This window comes from Pseudomonas sp. IT-93MI4 (assembly GCF_949767635.1).
In the GTDB taxonomy this organism is placed as follows: Bacteria; Pseudomonadota; Gammaproteobacteria; order Pseudomonadales; family Pseudomonadaceae; genus Aquipseudomonas; species Aquipseudomonas putida_A.
Map to the genome: position 1 here is coordinate 248,814 of NZ_CATKPP010000055.1, position 19,409 is coordinate 268,222.

The following is a 19,409-nucleotide window of genomic DNA, read 5'->3' on the forward strand; positions in this document are numbered from 1 at the left end:
TTTACTTCCGGTAATCAGAGTATTAATCCATGTATCCGATGACGCCCATCGCGGCTGCGCTTGCCTTGCTTTTGAGCAGCAGCGTACTGGCGGCGCCGCCTCCAGTCGATAATACCCCGCGAAGTTTGCTGGCTCAGGCGAAAGGTCTTCCGGCAGACTTTGAAGAGCATTTCTTTGATGTGCCTTTGGCGGTTCGTGTCGAACTTGATCAACAACCGTTGGGCGAGGCAATGATTATATTGTCGCGCGATGATCGAATTACCTTGCTCGACTTCACCGACACCAGTGACAGTCGTATCAGTGCCGCCGAGCGTGAAACCTGGGCCAGTCTCCTCAAATCCGGTGTAGCGCTTGGCAACTGCAGCGGGCAATGCCCCGAGCAACTGCTGGCGGTGCATTACAACCTGGAAAATTCACTGCTCTCGATCGCCACCGAAAACGCCGAGCGCGATCTGCAGACGCAACGCTTCCATGAGCAGCCCGAGGGGGGCAGCAGCGGTCTGATGCTGCGTAATCAGCTGAACCTCAATGGCGGCCAGAACCAGGATCTGGGCGGACGTTTCGGTCTGGAAGCCAGTGCCAGTCTCGGCAACTGGAGCCAGTCCTTCAATATGCAACTGGCGCGCCTCGGCGGGCCGGACACCAAGACCTATCATGCGGTACACGAGCTCTACACCCAGCGCGAACTGCAGGGCAGTTTTTTCCGCCTGGGCTATTTCACCCCCAATTCCGAAGGCCTGACCCGCCAACCCCGGTCGTTCGGCACCAGCCCCGATACGGCGGTGGGCGTGATGTATGGCAGCTCCGACAGCCTGGCGGTCGACAGCCCGCGGCCCAGCGTCTACCCGATTTTCGTCACGGCCAATCGCCAGGCGTCGGTGGAGATCTATCGCGATGGCCTGTTGATCAACACGCAAGCCGTGCCGGCCGGTTTACAGACGCTGGATACCCGGCCCTTGCCCGGTGGCATCTACGAAGTCGAAGTGCGCCTGATCGAGGATGGCCAGACCACCGCGACCACACAGGAGCTGGTCTACAAACCGGTGAACTGGCAAAACCTCGACCAGCGCTGGCGCTATAACGTGTTCGCCGGGCAGGAAAGCAAACTGCTGAGCAATTGGGAGGAACAGCAAAGCGGTGATCTCACCGCCGGCGCCGCGCTCAACTACCTGCTGCACCCGCGGGTGATCCTCGGCCTGTCGGCGCGTCAGGTACGCGACACTTTGCAGTACGGCACTTCGATCGACTGGAGCCTGGCCGACAGCATCAGCCTCTTCGCCAACCTCTATCAAACCGAAGACCACGGCACCGGTGCCGATGTGCAAGGCCTGTACAACTACGGCGCCGGCAGCCTGGTGGTCAGCCACAACCGCAGTTGGCTCGACACCCGCAACAGTTACGACACGCTGCCCGACGGTACCCGGGTGCGGCAGCGCAATGTGTTCACCGGCGAAACCAGTAACTCGTCGCTGGCGCTCAACCACCGTATCAGCCGCAAGGATTCGCTGAGTGCGCGGGTCTCGCACAGCACCGGCAACGTCGAAGGCGTGGGCATGGACCTGGGCTGGACGCAACGCACCGAGCTGTTTGGCAGCGATGCCAACTGGCGGCTGTCGCTGTTCGACCGGCCGGGCAGCTACAGCAGTGGCGAGGCGCGTAATCGCGGGATCGACCTGAGCATCAACATGGCGCTGGGCGGGCCGGGGCAGCAGATTTCCGGCAGCATCGGCAGCCGCACCGCCCGCGATGGCGGGCGCGACAACAATGGCTCGATCGGCTATCGCAAGGATCTGCAGAATCACATTCTGCAAAGCGTTTCGGTCACGGCGCTGACCGACACCTATGGCGTCGGTCTTTCGAGCCTGGCCAACTTCCGTACCGACTGGGTCAATGGCGACGGCTTCGTGCAGCGCTCGTCCTACAACGGCAACTTCACCGGTGGCGTTAACCTCGACAGCAGCGTGATCGTCGGCGGTCAGCAACTGGTCATGACCAGCCAGCATCAGGGCCGTGGCGCCGGAATGATCGTCGATGTCGAGTCGGATATCGCCGACGTCACCCTGCGCGCCGACGACCTCAGCGGCGGCAGTTCAGCGCTGCGGCCGGGGCGTAATTTCATCCCGCTCACGGCGTACCGCAACAGTTCGGTGGGCTTCGATTTCGAAGGCAATCACGTTCCGGCCGCCAACATCGAACCGTCTCGCGCCCGCTATCACCTGAACAAGGGCGGCGTGGAGTACCGCAAGGTGCGGGTGATGAAAACCGTCACCGTACTCGGACGCCTGCTCGACCCCCAGGGCCAGCCGCTCAAAGGCCACCACGTGATCAATCACGCCAGTCGCGGGGTCAGCGAAGTCGACGGGTTTTTCTCGATGGAGATGCACGCCGGCTCACCGACCCTCGAAGTGCGCTACGCCGATCAACTGCTGTGCCAGTTCCGGCTCGACCCCGACCAACACCGTAGCGAAAACAACGTGCTGATGATCGGCGATTTGCGCTGCTCGCCGGACACGTTGGCCGACGTCACCCAAAAGGCCCACACCGCGGGTTGATGCGGCCTGCTTCAGGAGATTTGCAGACATGAACGTCTCACCCTTGGCTACATACCTGCGTCGCGGGCTGGCCGCTGTTGTGCTGGTTGCCGGCACGGTATCTGCGGCTCACGCCGAACAGGTGTCGATCACCGCCGAGTTCAAGCCGGACTCTTCTTATCCGCACCGCAACAAGTTCCAGAACACCACGCCTTCCAGTGGTTACTGCACCTACGATCCGGCGCAGTGCGAGCAGCACGAAATATTCAGCTTGCAGGTGCCGATTCAGTTCAACGCTCGTGCGCCGATTGCGGCGAATCATCCTTCGCCGCGGCAAGGGGCAACGTTTCAGGTACCCGTGCAGTGGCGTGAGCTGACGGTCTATCACGAGACCACCCGCGAGCCAAAAATCGTCAAGGTGCGGATCGTCGGTATCGGTTCGCGCTATGTGACCGAGAACGTGATGAAACTGGTGGAGGGCGCCGAAGACGATCGCAGCGCCCACAACCTGTTGTGGGGCTTGAGTTGGGTCTATGCTCCGGCGCCCTGTCAGTACAGCGGTGTGGGTTGGTACTCCCCCGATTCATACTCGTTTTTCTGGAAAACGCCAGCGGCCGCTGCCTGTACCAAACAGGCGAAGTTCGATGTGCCGTGGTTGCGTCTGGAACACCTCGATTTTGCCTATGAACTGGTCACCCCCGACCCGCTGGGCATGTCGTCGGGGGACTACAGCGGTTCGCTGACCTACCGCGTCGGGCCGAATGCGGATTTCGATTTTGGCGATGTGATGTTGCCGTCGAGTTCGTCTCTGACCTTGAATTTCAATCTGAATGTGCAGCACACCCTCAAGGTTGAAATTCCTCCCGGTGGTGAAAAGATCCGCATGGTCCCCGTCGGTGGCTGGCAGAGCTGGCTGCAGGCCGGACGGCGGCCGGTCGGGCTGTTCCGCGACCAGACCTTCAACATCTCGGCGTCATCGCGTTTCAAGATGTCGATAGGCTGCGGCCCAGGATTGAATGGTGAATGCGCGTTGGAGGACCGTGAAGCTAACCGTCGAGTGGAGCTGTTCGTCAGCGTCAGCCTGCCCAACGGGATAACCGACCTTGCCGGCCAGCCTGTGAGGCGCTTGCGACTGAGGCCAGGACTAGGGAATGAGCAGTATTTCAAACCGGGTTTCTACGTGGATCGAACGCCGGGAACCCTGCACTTCGAAGTTCCGCCATATTCGATGGCCGGGATGCTGCAACCCGGTGCGGGAGGCTCGTATTCCGGCATCGTCATTGTGATCTGGGACTCGGATATCTGATGGGCTGCGTATCGATGAGTCGACTCTGCATTGTGTTCAACGACCAAGGAATCAAGGTGATGAAGCGTCTGGTGTTAGCAATGTTTTTGAGCGGGCTGCCCTTTGCCCTGCAGGCCGGCCCGCAGATCAATGTCGGGACGGTCTACGACTATCTCGACGGCGACAAGAGCACGTACCTCAAGCGGGTGTTCAACAGCGGCGACAGCACCGCATTCGTCAAGGTCAACATCCTCGAAATCCTCTACGACGCCGACGGCACCTCGCGGGAAATCGAGGTCAGGAGCCAGGCCGACATGAGCAGTCGAGACGGCCTGATGGCCAGCCCCGCGCGGCTGATCGTGCCGGCCAACGGCATGCAGGGTACGCGTCTGTTGATGATGGGCGAGCGTGACCGGGAGCGCTATTTCCGCGTGCGGTTCATCCCCGTTGTCCCGGAAAAGGAAGACGAATTCGCCGTGTCCGCCGAGGAGCGTGAGCAATACAAAACCACCTTGTCGGCCGGGGTCAACGTCATGACCGGTTTCGGTACGGTGTTCTTTGTGCGCCCGAAAGACAGCCGTTTCGACAGCGTGATCGAAGACACCCCGACAAGCTATCGAGTGCGCAATAACGGCAACACCGTGGTGCTGATCGACGAGTTCCGCAATTGTGCGCTGAAAGACGAAACCGCCTGCGAGCCAACCACCAAACACCACATCCGCGCAGGCAACAGTTTCGAGTTCGAGAAGCAGGCCGGACGTGAATACCGCTTCAATCTGGTGGAAGGCGACAGCAAGAAGTCCCTGCGCGTAGCCGGCCAATCATCAGGGGGGGCCTGAAATGATCAAGCCATCGTTGATGATCCTGTGCGCGGGCGTTCTGACCCTGTTCAGTGCAGAATCGTTTGCGGCACGCGAAGAGCACCGGTTCGAGGTGTCGGTGGATATTCCGACGCTGGGTTTTTATGTGATACCGGCCGAAACGGACTGGATTCATCGTGCGCAGATTCTGCCGTGGAATATCAGCACCAAGAGCCTCGGCGGAATGCGCAAACACTTCGACCTCAGGCACGACACCAGTGCCATCGAGGCCCGCCTTGAGAACGCCGCGTTTCTGTCCAATGGTCGCGAGGAGCAGAACATTTATCTGCGCGTCAGCTTCGCCGATACCGTGCTGACTCACGAGACGCCGCGTCAGGTGGTTTCTGCGGAGCAGGCCAGGGCCGGCGGGCGTTATGCGCTGGAGATCCAGCCGATCACGCCCGCCGGCGGCTATAAGCCGGGGAATTACTATGGCAACGTGCACCTGATCTTCAATGCGGCGGCGCCCTGAGGTTGCCCGGCCTGCCCGATGTGCAACGGGCAGGCCGGCACGCCGTTATCAAAGCCCGGCGCGGGTCAGGGCTTCACGGGTCAGGCGACGCGCGAGCTCTTTTTCGTCATCCGCCAGATCGACCAGCAGCCGCTCGAACAGCGCGTCGCTGATCGGTTCTTCATTGAACACCACGGTTGCCGGCGCCGGCAGATCGTTCATCAACGTCTTGAGCTGTTCGCGCAAGGCTGCGCGTTCCTCGGCCACGGTCGATTGCACCCACTGGCGCTGGATCTCGCGCAGCGATTCAAGGGCTTCGTAGCGGTGCTGGAACAGACGCTTGTTGCTTTCCAGGCGCACGGGATAGCGCTCGCTCAAATACTCTTTCCAGAAGTCGAGCTCAAGCATCTGGTTGACCAGGCCATCACCTTCACCCAGCGCCAGTACCGTGTCGCAGGCCTGATCGATCATCGCGTCAGTGACGCCGGACACCGCCCGGTACAGCATGCCCTCGGACTGCCAGGGCAAGCCGAGACGTTTGGCCAGGCCGGTCTGGTAGGCCAGATAAACTTCCACGTCGTCGGGATTGCCGCCACGGCTGGCGACATCGGCCCGGGCGATTTCGTTGACCTGTTCCAGGCGCGCCGCGCCTTTGGCCAGCGTCACCAGCTTCAGTTCCAGTTCCTTCGGCTCGACCGAATAGGCATGCGCCTCGTAGGCCAGCACGTTCACCCCCATGTGGTTGAACAGCTGCGTACCGGCATCGGCGCAGTCCACCGGCGCCACCACCATGGTGAACAGTTTTTCGCGCAAGCGACTGTCGACGTGCACGGCGTCGAGCATGCGCCAGACGCGTTGCATCAACTGCTCGCGCGCCGTTCCGCCAGCGCGGAAATCGGCAAACTCACGCACGCTGAGCAACGTCGCCATGAACGGTGCGGCCATGGGATCTTCCACCAGCTCTGTCCACGGTGTTTCGCGATCAATGCCCCAGCCCGGCACGTCGGACCAGTAGTCGGCGCCATAGTTGGAGATGATCGAGGTGCCCGGGATGGCGACCGGCATGATCGGCTCCGGTGGCAGTGCCATCGAACGGCGACTGTCCTGGTAACGCAACTGGTTGAGGTCCGACAGGGCGGCGACGTCCAGACGCGTGCGCGCCACCAGCCATTGCGCATCGGAACCGCTCGGCACGTCGGGGATTACCGTCAGCGGGTTGCCGCGCAGATCGAGCAGCAGACCGCGTGGCCGTGGCTTGGCCAGAATGCCGTCCGGCCAGGTGGTCAGGCCGGTGTTCTTCAGCGCCACCACTTTGAGGCGCGGCATGCGTGACAGATCAGGCGACAGCCCCAGCGGGTTGTCGTCCATTCTCAGCACTTCGAGGTAGGTCAGGCTGCCTAGCCGTTCCACGGCGGCACGGTCCAGCACAATGTGGTTGTTGTTCAGGCGCAGACGTTCGAGGCGGCGCATTGTGGTTCCGATGCGGTCCGGCAAGCGCGTCAGCTCGCAGTATTTGGCGCTCAGCTCGACCACGTTCGGAAAGTCTTTGAGCAGGCCGTTGGCGTCGGGGGAAAACCGCGCGTTGTCGAGATTGAGCAGCGTGACCTTGTCGAGAAACTTCTTCAGCGGTGGACGTTTCGCCCACCAGGTTTCCAGATTCGTGGAGAGCAGTTCCCGCGACAGATCCAGCGCATAGGCGGACGGATCGGTACGGTTGCCCAGGTGCGCGTTCTTGCGTTCGAAGCAGTCCAGCAGACTTTCGTAGATATGCAGCCCGCCACCGTCACGGAACCCCTGACTGCCCGGCCCCCAGCTCTCCGGTTGCTGATAGCGCCAGCGATGGACGATGACCCGCAGTTCATCGAGTTCGTCTTCATGTGCCTCGATGGCCTTGAGCGGCTCGCCGCGTTCGGTCAGGGCATTGGCAAACGCTTCGACCTCGCTCGGGCTGAAATGCGGATGCAGATCCTGGATGCGTTGCTCCAGCGTGGCGGCATTGCGGCTCAGGCCCGGGCCGCGCACCAGAAACAGGGTGTTGTATTCAGCGATCGGGCGGATCGGCGGACTGGCGAGTAGCGTGCGCCGCTCGCTGGGGGCCTGGGTTCTGGCGATGATCCACTGCTTGAACGGTTCGATGTCGTCGGTTCGATACCCCAGGGCACTGCGGCCATCGTGATTGATCGCCTGCAGGATTGCCTCGTACAGGCCACTGGCAGGGTGGATCGGCAGGTCCGCGCCATCGCGCACTTGATAGCGATCGGCAGCGACCCGCACCAGCACCCGGACGCGCTCGGCGACCGCGGCACCGGCTTCGCAACGCAACTCGCCATCGAACGTGCCTTCACGGATTTCAATCCGCAGCGCCCCGAAGGTATCGCTGTAATGCCGCAGCGCGCCGAGGATCAGCCGTTCGCTGTCGATATTGCTCAGGGCTGCCTGCTGCAAACCCTGGGCGGCGCGCACGGACTGCAATTCAAACTGCACCTCGCGGGCGGTCGTGCGCAAACGCAAGGGCAGACGGCGTTGCGTCGTGGCTTGCTGCTGTTCCAGCGGCCGGGCATGGGACACCACCCGTTCGGCGAGAACCGGCGTCAACTGTGGACAATCCACCAGCACCTGGCTGGCCGCCGGCGACAGTGGCGTGTCGGGCTGCACCGGGCGCGCTGGGCCAAGTCGATCCAGCGTATCGCTGAGCAATGGCGGCGGCGGGGTGTTGTCGACGTGCATGCGGCGCAGCATGTCCTCGTCGGTGCCGGTCAGCAGGCGCATGTGCTCCAGTTGCGCGTCGCTGAAACCATCGGTGCGATGGCCGATGCGCCGCAGCAGTTTTCGCCCGTTCCACAGACGCGGGTTTTCCGTTTCACAGACCCAGGCCCCGTCGGCGTTGTGCGCAAGCGTCGGTGCGTAGGCCCGGGGACGTCGCGGATGGCGCAGGCGGTGTTTCCCGGAAGCCGGATCCTTGGTCACCTCGAACAGGTGTTGATCCAGGCGCAACAGGTGTTTGTCCCCCAGCGTATGAACGCCGTGCGCATCGGGGCGGGCCGGGCTCGGCAGGGTCTGTTCCGGCAGGCGATAGGGCGCCAGATCCGGATTCCACAGGCGGGTCTGGCCATCGGCCAACTGCACCGGTTTCAGGCCTTCGACAAACGACGACAGCTTGACCCGTGCGACACGTCCCAGGCTGGCGCCAGCGGCGAAGGCGCCGAGCTGGACGATGCTTTGCAGCACGCCAATGGCTTGCTCACCCGCTTCGGCCAAATGCCCTTCGGCCATGTCGACGATGCCTTCAAAGACGCCGTCGAGCAGTTGATACGTGGTGTAGGCCAGCATCAATTCGCCGAGCCCCGGCACCAGCGGGGTCACCACCAGCAGCGCCACGTTGAAAATATCCGAGAGGATTTTCCCTAGGTTGTCCCACCAGGCCCAACGGGCCATGCGGTCGGCATACTCGGTGGAAATGGCGATCTCCCGGGCGTCATTGAAAATCTTGTTGAGCTTCTGCTGGTGGAAGTAAGCCCAGAGACTGCCGGTGTAGCGGGTATCGCGGTCGTCCTGGACTTTCGTCAGACGAAAGCGCAGGTCGGGGTGATCCACAGGCGTTTCGCGCCAACTGGGCAGGTGGGTTCCCGGTGGTACGGCGTGCCATTTCACGGTGCTCAGGCGGGCGTTCAAGCCTGCAAAAAAATGCCCGCGCTGCTGATGGTTGACGAACTGGCTGAAAAACCGCTGATAGCTGCCGGCGGAGTCGCGGTCGCGCAGTTGCCGCGTCAGTTCCGCCATGAAGTCCAGCGCCGAGGCGTATTGTTTGAGCGGGTGTTCCGGGTCGTGGGGCACATAGGCAATCACCGGGACCGGGGCGTTGGCGGTGTCCACGTCAGGGGCGATGAGGGTGATACCGGTCAGCGCCGTATCCATCATGGCGAGGTTGTAGTAGTTGATGGCACGCCCGCGCCAGCGCAGGTTGCGCCGGTCATCGAGCATGCCCTGAATGACCTCGTAGGCGTCGCGGTCAATGTCCTTTTTTGCCAGAGCCAACTGGGCACAGACGCTCAATGTACTTTTTTGACTGAAGATGACCCGGTACTGCAAAACCTGGCGGGCCACACGGTTGCCCGAGCGCAGAAAATCATTGAGATGCTGCTCGTATCGGGCGCCGATATTCAGCTCGCGGCACAGTGACTTGAACTGCTCGATACTCACTTTGTGCTTGAGCGGCCTGACCGTGAAGTGGCCGTTGGCATTGGGGCGGGTAATGAACTCCGAGGCCGGGCTGAACGCTTCATCGCGGGAGAAATTATGCAATGCAGCGTCGAGCAGCGAGACGGTCCGGCTGGTGGTTGCACCGGCAAAGTCATGGGCCCACCACGCGCTGTTGACGGGGGCGTACAGACGCAGCCAGGTGTTCTCGACATCGTCCTCGACGCCGAAGCGCTGGTGCAGTGCCTGCTGTAATAACGGTTTGGCGAAGGCGTAGACGTCTTGCAGACTGCTCAAGGCCTTGTCCACATCGTTTTGTGCTTTCCAGGCATTTTGCATCTGCTGTTGCAGACGCAGATGTTCGGCGTCCGATACCTCTTGATACCAGGCCGGCAGCTTCAGTCGGTGCAGCTGCAATTCATTGACCCGCTTGGCTGAGCTTGCGCGCAGCCAGGTCGGGATGGCTTTTTCGATCGTCTGATAATGAACACTGACATCCGGTGAGACGAGGTGCGCCGTGCGTGGCGGTTGCCCCTGCGGGGAAAGGGTGGGCATTGCTGGATCGTCCTTGATCAAAAATGGAACGATCAGCCTAGGCAAGGACAGTGGGTGAAAAAAGCGCAAATACCCGGTTGAAAGCGCCGGGGTTGCGTACGGAGCCTTCGAAAAACACGGAGGGAAAAATACACAGTTACCACCACGCCACGCTGCTTTCGTGGCTTACCGGGCGGCGGTGACCTCCGGCGCCTGGCACATCGTGTGCGTGCCCGGTTGCAGGTATGGCGAAAGGATCGGCGCCATGCCCTTGAGCACCTGCACCGGCAGCGCCGAGGTGAACTTGAAGTTCTCCGCCGAGCGCCCGGGGACGAACGCGGTGAGCGTGCCGAAGTGGTTGTTGCCGATGTAGAACACGAAGGTCGCGGTACGGTTGATCGACTTCGAACTGAGGATCCGCCCGCCGGAGCCGATGGCTTCGATGCGGTTGTCGCCGGTGCCGGTCTTGCCGCCCATCACCAGCGGAGTGCCGTCGGCGGTTTTGAAACTGCCGGACACCCGTTTCGCCGTACCCGAGTCCACCACTTGTGAAAGAGCCTCGCGCATCGCTGTGGCGACCTCCGATGGCATCACCCGTTTGCCCACATGCGGGTCGTTGGTCAGACGCGTTTCATACGGGGTGTCTGCAGCAAAGTGCAGGCTGTCGATGCGCAGCGTTGGCATGCGCACGCCGTCGTTGAGGATGGTGCCGATCAGTTCGGCCAGCGCGGCAGGACGATCGCCGGAGCTGCCGATGGCGGTGGCCAGCGACGGCACCAGATGGTCGAACGGATAGCCGACTTTCTGCCAGCGCTGGTGGATTTCCAGGAACGCTTCGATCTCGAGCATGGTGCGGATGCGGCTGTCACGGGCACCCTTGTGCTTGCTCTTGAACAGCCAGCTATAGACTTCCTGGCGCTCGAACTGGCTGGCCTTGACCACCTGGCTGAAGGTGGCGTCCGGGTTGTGCAGCAGATAGCCCATCAACCACAGATCCAGCGGATGGACCTTGGCAATGAAGCCCTGATCCGGCAGATCGTAGGTGCCCGGGCCGTAGGCGTCGTATAGCCGGATCAGGCGATCGTCGGTGAGTTTTTCAGTGAGCTTGGCGCCCTTGAGGTGTGCGCGCACGAAGCTGTTGAAGTCTTCCTGACTGGCATTGGGCAGCAGATAACGATGCACCGCGGCCATGCGGATCGGGGTCGGGCGCATGCTGTCGAGGAAGGTGTCGAGGCGCGCCTGGGTGTCCTTGTTCTTGTACTTCTTCCAGAACTTGAGCAGGAACGAGGTGCCTTCGCGGTCAGCGAAACTGGCCAAGTATTCCTGACGTCGCGGATCACGGTCGTCCTTGAGCAGTTCGGCGCTGCTGTTGGGGCCAGAGTAGGTGACGTAGCGCACCACGTCGCGCATCAGGCGAATGAATGGCAGGTTGATCGACTCGCGCAGCGCATCGCGCAGAGTCGGCAGGCGGCCGTTGTCTTCCTTGCGAAAGTTGTGAAACACATGCAGGCCGCCACCGGTGAAAAACGCCTCGCCGGGGCTGGCCGAATATTTGCGGTCGAGCGCGGCGCCGAGCATTTTCGACAGATCGTGATCCTTGTTCTGGATCAGGTAGTCGATCACCCATTGGCTAAGGCGGTCCTGATCCGGCACTTCGACCTTCTTCAGTTCCGGCACGCTCATGGCGCCGTACTTGTCGTGCAGTTCGGAGATGATCTGCAGGTAGGTCGTCAGCACGCGCATCTTCGCCGTCGAGCCGAGCTCCAGCTTGCTGCCCTCGTTGATGTCGAACGGCTGGTCGGTGCTGTCGGTCTGCACGCGCACCCGCGAGCCGTCCGGGGTCAGTTCGAACAGGGTGAAGCTGTAGCGCACCTGGGTGGTGCTGGTGGGGGTGAGCAGGCGTTCGCCAATCAGGCCGATCTGCCCGGCAAACGTGGGGTCGGCGAGTTTTTTCAGGTAATCGGTGGCCTGGGTCTGCAACTCGCCCTGCAAGGTGCTGGTGGCTGAGAGGTCGAGGCGATCAAGGTCGTACAGCGGACGGTTGAGCATACTCGCCAGACGGCTGCGGGCGACGCTGATGCCCTTGTTGGTTTCGATCGGCTGAAGGGTCGGCTGGGTCTGCCAGTCGCGGTAAGTGACCTTGCTCGCCAGTGCGGCATCGGCCAGCGCGCTGTCGATCACGCCGCCCTGTTTGAGCAGGCGCAAGTGGCTGTCGGTGAGGTCGGCGAGTTCTTCGCGGCCTTTGGTCAGGTAATGCGAAGGGCGGCGCTGGGCGATCATCAGCGAGAGCATTTCGCGCAGGGCCAGGCCTTTGTCGGCCATGGTTTTCGCATCGGTGGCCGGGCTGTTCAGCTGTGCATTGGCCTGGTTGAAATCGCTGCCGTACCAGACCCGCAAACCTTCAGCCATGCCGTGTACTTCACCGTGCCCCGGCACAGCGGAAAGCGGCACGCTGTTGAGGTAGTCGCGGATAATGTTCTGCCGCGCGCCGAGGGTTTCCGGGCCGGGCTGATAGGCACGCACGCTGGCGGAAATCATCTGACGGATCTTCTCGGCGCCGGACACCGTCAGGCCATCGGGCGAGTGCCGGTACTTCTCCAGTTGCGTCGCCAGGGTGCTGCCGCCCGCCGATTGCCCCGGCAGATGGAGCAACTTCGCCACTTGCGACCACGCGGCCATGCCGAAGCGCGGCCAGTCCACCGCCGGGTTGGCCAACGGTTGCTTGGGGTCGAGCAGAAAGCGGTTTTCGATGAACAGCAGACTGCTGACCACCACCGGCGGAATCGCCGCAAAACTCGAATACAGCTGCTGCGGGTACTTGTACTGATACAACGGCGCAGCGCGGCAATCGGTGATCGACAGCCCGGCCTGGATCTTTTCCGAATAGGGCACGAACAGGCCTTTGTCGGTGTAGCTCAACAGCGCGGGTGAAAATCGCGTCTGTTCGGTGATCACATAATTGCGCTTGAGCAGGCGTGGCAGGAATTCATCGAGAGAGCTGTAGCCCAGACGCAGATCGAACGGCCCGTTGCCCGGATAGCGGATCGCTTCGCTGGGGCCGGGCTCCAGCTGATATTTGAGCGAGGCGGCGTACTGACTCAGCTCCCGGGACTGGAAACGCGAGGTGCGCATCTCCTTGCTCGCGGCCAGACCCACCACGATGGCGATAATCAGCAGCAATAACCAGAACGCCTTCCAGCCATGCCGGCTGCGGCGTTTTTTTGGGGGGACAGGCGCTTCATCCACACGTTCAGTCGGAACCACGGCTTTACTCGAATCGGTTTGCCACAAAGCGCCCATAGTCGATTGATCCATTCACGCAGATTGATCGGACTTGACTGAAGCTTAGACGGTGGTTGGTGATGGGGAAAAAAAAGTGCGGGGAAGCCATCTGAACAAAACTGAAGTCGCTGGCTGTGGAGGTTATCTGTGGCGAGGGGATTTATCCCCGATGGGGCGCGAAGCGGCCCTTGAACAAGGGGCTACGCATTTTAATAGCTGGGCCTGCTGCGCAGTCCATCGGGGATAAATCCCCTCGCCACAGATAAATCCCCTCACCACATTCAAATCTCCTGACCACAGATGAATTGACATGATTTAGTTTCAGTAATGGGCCTAGAGCCAGCAGGCGTCCCAAAGCGGGTAGTCGCCAATCCGCTCCACCAATCCCGCCCGTAGCGGATTGGCGATGATGTAACGGGCGAACGGTTTCAAGTCTTCGCCATCACGGATGGCGCGGTCGTGATAGCCGGTTTGCCACAATCGACCGCGACGACCGGTTTTCCTGTTAACGGCTTGGGTGCAGCGCGCCTTTACCGCGCCAACGATTTTGCCAAGATTGTCGCTTTTCAACTGCATCAACCAATGAAAGTGATCAGGCATGACCACCCAGGCGATGGACTCTACTAAGCCTTGTTCATGGGCGTGGCGAAACTCTGCAACCAATAAACGGCCTGTGCGCCAGTCGGAAAATACGGGGTGGCGGTCATACACCACTGAAGTGACGAAATAGGCTCGGTCTGTTTCGGAATGTCGTCCTAAACGAAGACGGTAGGAATTTGGTTTGACTGGCATGTTCGCTCCCTGCGTTCAGTCATCAAGGCCTGAAGGCTAGTGGCGGATTACTTGAGCCGGGTCTGTAAATGCCGTAGGAATTTTCGTTTTTCAGGCGGGGCGGGGAATATTGACGTCACGTGTGGCGAGGGGATTTATCCCCGATGGGGCGCGAAGCGGCCCTGACCAAGGGTGATCACATTTTAAGAGCTTGGGCCTGCTGCGCAGTCCATCGGGGATAAATCCCCTCACCACAGAAAGCTTTCAACGCAATAGGCCATATGAACTGAGGAGTACCGGTTTAGAGCTGTTTAATCTTCAAGACCACCAAAGCAGGGCCATGACGGTGCACCATCATCGTGCAATACTCGCCGGGATTTTTGTGGTGAATATTCCTACGCATATCAGGTAATATCTCTCCGTAAAGCGGCTTTTTGCCGAGACTTCTAGCTGAATGTTGTCACTTATAGAGTGAAAAGCCCTGTGAAAAGCTTTCTATACTGCACGCCCCGCTGATCTTGCAGGCAGGGTCCTGCATGACGTGTCTGCCCACGAAGCAGGCGCGGTATCGGGAAGCTGAGGCCTATCGGTCGAGGCTTCGACACACGGTGGTCATATCCAATAACAAGACGAGGTTGTATCCCTATGCCAGTCGGCAATCACCTGCCCCATGGCGAGACCGCTCACGGCGGCCCGCTTAAACGCGAACTCGGCGAACGGCATATTCGCCTGATGGCACTCGGTGCCTGTATCGGCGTCGGCCTGTTTCTCGGCTCGGCCAAGGCCATTGAAATGGCCGGCCCGGCGATCATGCTGTCGTACATTCTCGGCGGCCTGGCGATCCTGGTGATCATGCGCGCCCTCGGCGAAATGGCCGTACACAACCCGGTGGCCGGCTCGTTCAGCCGCTACGCCCAGGACTACCTCGGCCCGCTGGCGGGCTTTCTCACCGGCTGGAACTACTGGTTCCTGTGGCTAGTGACCTGCGTCGCGGAAATCACCGCCGTCGCCGTGTACATGGGCATCTGGTTCCCCGATGTACCGCGCTGGATCTGGGCCCTCGCGGCGTTGATCAGCATGGGCTCGATCAACCTCATCGCGGTAAAAGCCTTCGGTGAATTCGAGTTCTGGTTCGCCCTGATCAAGATCGTCACCATCATCGCCATGGTCATCGGCGGCGTCGGCATCATTGCTTTCGGTTTCGGCAACGATGGCGTGGCGCTGGGGATTTCCAACCTGTGGGCCCACGGCGGCTTCATGCCCAACGGCGTGACCGGTGTGCTGATGTCCCTGCAAATGGTCATGTTCGCCTACCTCGGTGTCGAAATGATCGGCCTGACCGCCGGTGAAGCGAAGAACCCGCAGAAGACCATTCCTGATGCGATCGGCTCGGTGTTCTGGCGCATTCTGCTGTTCTACGTCGGCGCGCTGTTCGTGATCCTGTCGATCTACCCGTGGAACGAAATTGGCACCCAGGGCAGTCCGTTCGTGATGACCTTCGAACGTCTGGGCATCAAGACCGCCGCCGGCATCATCAACTTCGTGGTGATCACTGCGGCGCTGTCGTCGTGCAACGGCGGCATCTTCAGCACCGGGCGCATGCTCTACAGCCTGGCGCAGAACGGCCAGGCTCCGGCCGGGTTCGCCAAGACCTCCAATGGCGTGCCACGCCGCGCGCTGCTGCTGTCGATTTTCGCGCTGCTGATCGGCGTGCTGCTCAACTACCTGGTGCCGGAGAAAGTCTTCGTCTGGGTGACGTCGATTGCGACCTTCGGCGCGATCTGGACCTGGGTGATGATCCTGCTGGCGCAACTGAAATTCCGCAAAGGCCTGAGCGCCAGCGAACGTGCCGGCCTGAAATACAAGATGTGGTTGTACCCGGTCAGCTCGTACTTCGCGCTGGCGTTTCTGGTGCTGGTGGTCGGCCTGATGGCGTACTTCCCGGACACCCGCGTGGCGCTATATGTGGGGCCGGTGTTCCTGGTGCTGCTGACCGTGTTGTTCTACGTGTTCAAGCTGCAACCGACCGGTGAAACGCAGGGTGCGGTGCGTTCGGTCTCGTAAGTCAACGGTAAGGTAACAAACAAGCCCCGGCCTATTGGTCGGGGTTTTTTATGGGCGTTTCAGAAGCTGTAACCGCCGGTCTGAAAGCGCGATAAAAACCTCGAAGCAAGGCTCAAACCTGTATCACTTCGCAAATTTCGCGCGGCATTGAAACGGGGCGCGCACATGAGAACGAGCGCATTTCTCCAACGAGAACTCAGTCAGCGTCAGGTCGCGCTGTTCTTCCTGCTGGCTACCGCGTTGTACGTCCTGCCCCTGATCCTCGCCGACTTCCCGTACATCGACGACAACTGGCGCACGCTGGCCGCCGGCAATGCCTGGGCCGGGCAGGGGCGGTTGTTTGCCGACTGGTTTTTTCAGGCGCTGACGTTCACCGGCGCCGCGCCGAACATCTTTCCGTTGCCGCTGTTGCTCGCCGTCGTAGCGATGAGTCTGGCCCTGACGCGCCTGACCTTTCACTACTTTGCAGAACCGACGCTGGCCTGCTGTCTGGTGCCGTTGCCGCTCTGGTATAACCCGTTCCTGCTGCAGAATCTGTCCTATCAATACGACGGCCCGATCATGGCCCTGAGCATGGTCGCGGCGATCTACGCCATCACATTCGAAGGTTCATCGCGGGTGCAGCGCTGGCTGGTGCCGGCGGCGTTGCTGGCGCTGGCAATCGGTCTTTATCAGATCAGCTTCAATGTGTTTCTCGGGCTGTGTTGTGTCGAGTTGATCAGGGCTGTTCAGCGGCGAACGCAGTGGCCGGAGATTCTGCGGATGCTGGGCTGGAAACTCGCACAAGCGGGCCTGGGCATCCTGATCTACAGCGCCACGGCGTACCCTTTCATGGAAACGTTGCGAAAAACGGATCTGTTGAACCTGGACGCCGATCCGCTGTTGCAGATCGGCATCAATTTCGCTCGGGTCCTGGAGAAAGTCGCGCTGCTGTTTCACGGTGGCTACCCGTGGGTTTTCGCTGCGCTGGTGTTGTGTGCGATCGCTGGCAGTGTGCGACTGGTTCAGTGCCGCCCGCACCGTTGGCCAGACTTGCTGCTGTGCTTGCTCACGCTGCCTGTCCTGACTTTGCTGGTGCCGGGGATCACGCTGCTGTTCCGTGATTTCAATGAAGGCGCGCGCACCCTGATGGGCTTCGGCGTGTTGTTGCTGGGGTTGTTCTATCTGGCGCACGTTGCGTTGGCATCCGCGCATCGTCGCTTGCCCTTGCTGCTGATTATTCCGCTGCTGGCGACACTCTCGCTGTCCTTCGCGTATGGCCGGGTGCTGAGCCTGCAGAAAACCTTCGCCAACAGCGCGCTGTACAGCCTGAGCCACGACATCGCCGCCCATCGCGAGTTGCGTGAAGCCAAGCGGATCTATCTCTCGGTGAGCTACTCCGATCGCTGGCTGGTCAGTGCGACCGGTTCATTCAAACGGCTACCGGTTCTGAAGTATTTGCTCAACGTCGACTACTTCATGCTCGCGGAAAATCTGCCGTCAGCAGGCATTACCAACGTGGTCGCCGAACGCGAACGGCGCAATGCCACCCGCGTCGGCTATCAGGGGTTTCCAGCGCTGGTGGACAGCCTGTATTACCGGATTTACCTGATTGGCGATTACGGTTTCATCGTCATGAAAGAGCCGCCGCCTCACCGCCTGCTCAGTTGGTGACGACGCTCAGGCTGCCGCCACTTCCTGCGGCTCAAAGCTGTCCGCCCGCGCCATCTGCCACATCCGCGAATAGAACTCGCCATTCACCTCACCCGTGAGCAATTCCCCCGGTTTCAGAAACACATGCAACTGCGAGAACAGTTTGATCTCGGTCGCCGACATGCGGCGCACCAGGTGCTTGGCCGACAGTTGCGACGGATGCTCAAGGCCTGCGGCGGCGAGCATTTCTGCCAGCGCCTTGAGCGTGTTGCGGTGGAAGTTGTAGACGCGCTGAGCCTTGTCCGGGACGACGAGGGCGCGTTGGCGCAGAGCGTCCTGGGTGGCGACGCCGGTCGGGCATTTGTTGGTGTGGCAGCTTTGCGACTGGATGCAGCCGATGGCGAACATGAAGCCGCGCGCGGAGTTGGCCCAGTCGGCGCCGATGGCCAGCACGCTGGCGATGTCGAAGGCACTGACGATCTTGCCGCTGGCGCCGAGTTTGATCTTGTCGCGCAGGTTCAGGCCGACCAGGGTGTTGTGCACGAACAGCAGGCCTTCGCGCATCGGCACGCCGATGTGGTCGGTGAACTCCACGGGCGCTGCCCCGGTACCGCCTTCCTTGCCGTCGACCACGATGAAGTCCGGCAGGATGCCGGTTTCCAGCATGGCCTTGGCGATGCCCATGAACTCCCACGGATGTCCGAGACAGAACTTGAAACCCACCGGTTTGCCGCCGGACAGTTCACGCAGTTGCTGGATGAAATGCATCATTTCGATCGGCGTGGAAAACGCGCTGTGGCGTGACGGCGAGATGCAGTCTTCGCCCATCTGGATACCACGGGTGTCGGCGATTTCCTGGGTGACCTTGTGCTTGGGCAGAATCCCGCCGTGGCCGGGTTTGGCGCCCTGACTCATCTTGATTTCGATCATCCGCACCTGCGGATTCTGCGCTTGAGTGGCGAAGCGTTCCGGGTCGAAGCGGCCATCGCTGGTGCGGCAGCCGAAGTAGCCGCTGCCCAGTTCCCAGGTCAGGTCGCCGCCGTGTTCGCGGTGATACGGGCTGATGCTGCCTTCGCCGGTATCGTGGGCGAAGTTGCCGAGCTTGGCGCCCTGATTCAGCGCGCGGATGGCGTTGGCGCTGAGCGAGCCGAAGCTCATCGCCGAGATGTTGAACACCGAGGCCGAATACGGCTGGGTGCACTGCGGGCCGCCGACGGTGACGCGGAAACCGCTCGGGTCGCTCAACGGTGCCGGGCGCATCGAGTGGCCGATGAATTCGAAGCCCGATTGATACACGTCGATCAGCGTGCCGAAGGGTTTGTCGGCGCTTTCATTTTTCGCCCGCGAGTACACCAGCGAACGCTGGGCGCGGGAGAAGGGCAGGGCGTCGCTGTCGGATTCCAGCAGGTACTGGCGGATCTCCGGGCGGATGCCTTCGACCAGATAGCGGATGTTGCCCAGGATCGGGTAGTTGCGGCGCACCGCGTGCGGGCTCTGCAGCAGGTCGAACAGACCAAGCAGGCTCAGTACGCCGGTGACGGCGGTGATCGGCCACAGCCAGTCGTGTTCGAGAAAGGGCAGGCTGGCGAGGGTGAAAATCACGCAGACGGCAAAGAAGGCGTAGCGGCTCAGGAGTGACAGGCTCATACGGTTTCCTTGGTTCGGACTCAATGGTTTGCAAACCTGTGGCAGCAGGCGGGCCTGTTGATGAGATTTATTGTGGTGAGGGGATTTATCCCCGATGGGTGGCGAAGCCGCCCCAAAACCATTCACTGCGGTTTAACTGAAAGACCGCATGCATA

The 19,409-nt window shown here is 61.1% G+C and carries 10 protein-coding genes; 6 read left to right on the top strand and 4 right to left on the bottom strand.

All coding sequences use genetic code 11. The features are described from left to right. Positions 1–29: 29 nt before the first annotated feature. Genes ACM6I7_RS22150 through ACM6I7_RS22165 form a run of 4 tightly spaced genes read left to right on the top strand, consistent with a single transcriptional unit; the run spans position 30 to position 5,148 of the window. Positions 30–2,552, top strand: a complete 2,523-nt coding sequence (locus tag ACM6I7_RS22150) for a CS1-pili formation C-terminal domain-containing protein (protein WP_150368535.1) — start codon at positions 30–32, stop codon at positions 2,550–2,552. 28 nt (positions 2,553–2,580) lie between these two features. After that, positions 2,581–3,837 carry a hypothetical protein gene (locus ACM6I7_RS22155; protein WP_414889286.1) on the top strand — a complete coding sequence of 419 codons (1,257 nt, stop codon included), beginning with the start codon at positions 2,581–2,583 and terminating at the stop codon, positions 3,835–3,837. Between the two features lie 59 nt (positions 3,838–3,896). Continuing rightward, positions 3,897–4,655: a molecular chaperone gene (locus ACM6I7_RS22160; protein WP_414889287.1), complete on the top strand. Its 759-nt coding sequence runs from the start codon at positions 3,897–3,899 to the stop codon at positions 4,653–4,655. A gap of 1 nt (position 4,656) precedes the next feature. Then, complete coding sequence (locus tag ACM6I7_RS22165) at positions 4,657–5,148, top strand: CS1 type fimbrial major subunit (protein ID WP_414889288.1); 492 nt, start codon at positions 4,657–4,659, stop codon at positions 5,146–5,148. Positions 5,149–5,196: 48 nt separating this feature from the next. Here ACM6I7_RS22165 and ACM6I7_RS22170 read toward each other — a convergent pair whose 3' ends face one another. The 3 genes from ACM6I7_RS22170 to ACM6I7_RS22180 form a co-directional block, all read right to left on the bottom strand. After that, on the bottom strand, positions 5,197–9,879 hold the full coding sequence (locus ACM6I7_RS22170; RefSeq protein ID WP_414889289.1) for an NEL-type E3 ubiquitin ligase domain-containing protein: 4,683 nt from the start codon (positions 9,877–9,879) through the stop codon (positions 5,197–5,199). A gap of 165 nt (positions 9,880–10,044) precedes the next feature. Beyond that, the gene (locus ACM6I7_RS22175) at positions 10,045–13,158 is read right to left on the bottom strand and encodes a transglycosylase domain-containing protein (RefSeq protein ID WP_097086093.1); all 3,114 of its coding nucleotides are present in this window, start codon (positions 13,156–13,158) and stop codon (positions 10,045–10,047) included. A gap of 315 nt (positions 13,159–13,473) precedes the next feature. Further along, positions 13,474–13,932, bottom strand: coding sequence for an REP-associated tyrosine transposase (locus ACM6I7_RS22180; protein WP_027612098.1), 459 nt, complete (start codon positions 13,930–13,932; stop codon positions 13,474–13,476). Positions 13,933–14,556: 624 nt separating this feature from the next. Here ACM6I7_RS22180 and ACM6I7_RS22185 point away from each other — a divergent pair. After that, the gene (locus ACM6I7_RS22185) at positions 14,557–15,975 is read left to right on the top strand and encodes an amino acid permease (RefSeq protein WP_027612097.1); all 1,419 of its coding nucleotides are present in this window, start codon (positions 14,557–14,559) and stop codon (positions 15,973–15,975) included. A 165-nt stretch (positions 15,976–16,140) separates the two neighbouring features. Beyond that, entirely contained in the window at positions 16,141–17,628 is a 1,488-nt protein-coding gene (locus tag ACM6I7_RS22190; protein ID WP_414889290.1) for a glucosyltransferase domain-containing protein, read from the top strand. A gap of 6 nt (positions 17,629–17,634) precedes the next feature. On the opposite strand, the gene ACM6I7_RS22195 is transcribed toward ACM6I7_RS22190, so the two are convergent. Beyond that, positions 17,635–19,254, bottom strand: a complete 1,620-nt coding sequence (locus ACM6I7_RS22195) for an FMN-binding glutamate synthase family protein (protein ID WP_098965427.1) — start codon at positions 19,252–19,254, stop codon at positions 17,635–17,637. Positions 19,255–19,409: the final 155 nt, after the last annotated feature.

Coding starts and splice junctions, on each gene's coding strand:
- ACM6I7_RS22150 (WP_150368535.1), top strand. CDS start 30: ATGTATCCGATGACGCCCATCGCGGCTGCGCTTGCCTTGCTTTTGAGC.
- ACM6I7_RS22155 (WP_414889286.1), top strand. CDS start 2,581: ATGAACGTCTCACCCTTGGCTACATACCTGCGTCGCGGGCTGGCCGCT.
- ACM6I7_RS22160 (WP_414889287.1), top strand. CDS start 3,897: ATGAAGCGTCTGGTGTTAGCAATGTTTTTGAGCGGGCTGCCCTTTGCC.
- ACM6I7_RS22165 (WP_414889288.1), top strand. CDS start 4,657: ATGATCAAGCCATCGTTGATGATCCTGTGCGCGGGCGTTCTGACCCTG.
- ACM6I7_RS22170 (WP_414889289.1), bottom strand. CDS start 9,879: ATGCCCACCCTTTCCCCGCAGGGGCAACCGCCACGCACGGCGCACCTC.
- ACM6I7_RS22175 (WP_097086093.1), bottom strand. CDS start 13,158: ATGGGCGCTTTGTGGCAAACCGATTCGAGTAAAGCCGTGGTTCCGACT.
- ACM6I7_RS22180 (WP_027612098.1), bottom strand. CDS start 13,932: ATGCCAGTCAAACCAAATTCCTACCGTCTTCGTTTAGGACGACATTCC.
- ACM6I7_RS22185 (WP_027612097.1), top strand. CDS start 14,557: ATGCCAGTCGGCAATCACCTGCCCCATGGCGAGACCGCTCACGGCGGC.
- ACM6I7_RS22190 (WP_414889290.1), top strand. CDS start 16,141: ATGAGAACGAGCGCATTTCTCCAACGAGAACTCAGTCAGCGTCAGGTC.
- ACM6I7_RS22195 (WP_098965427.1), bottom strand. CDS start 19,254: ATGAGCCTGTCACTCCTGAGCCGCTACGCCTTCTTTGCCGTCTGCGTG.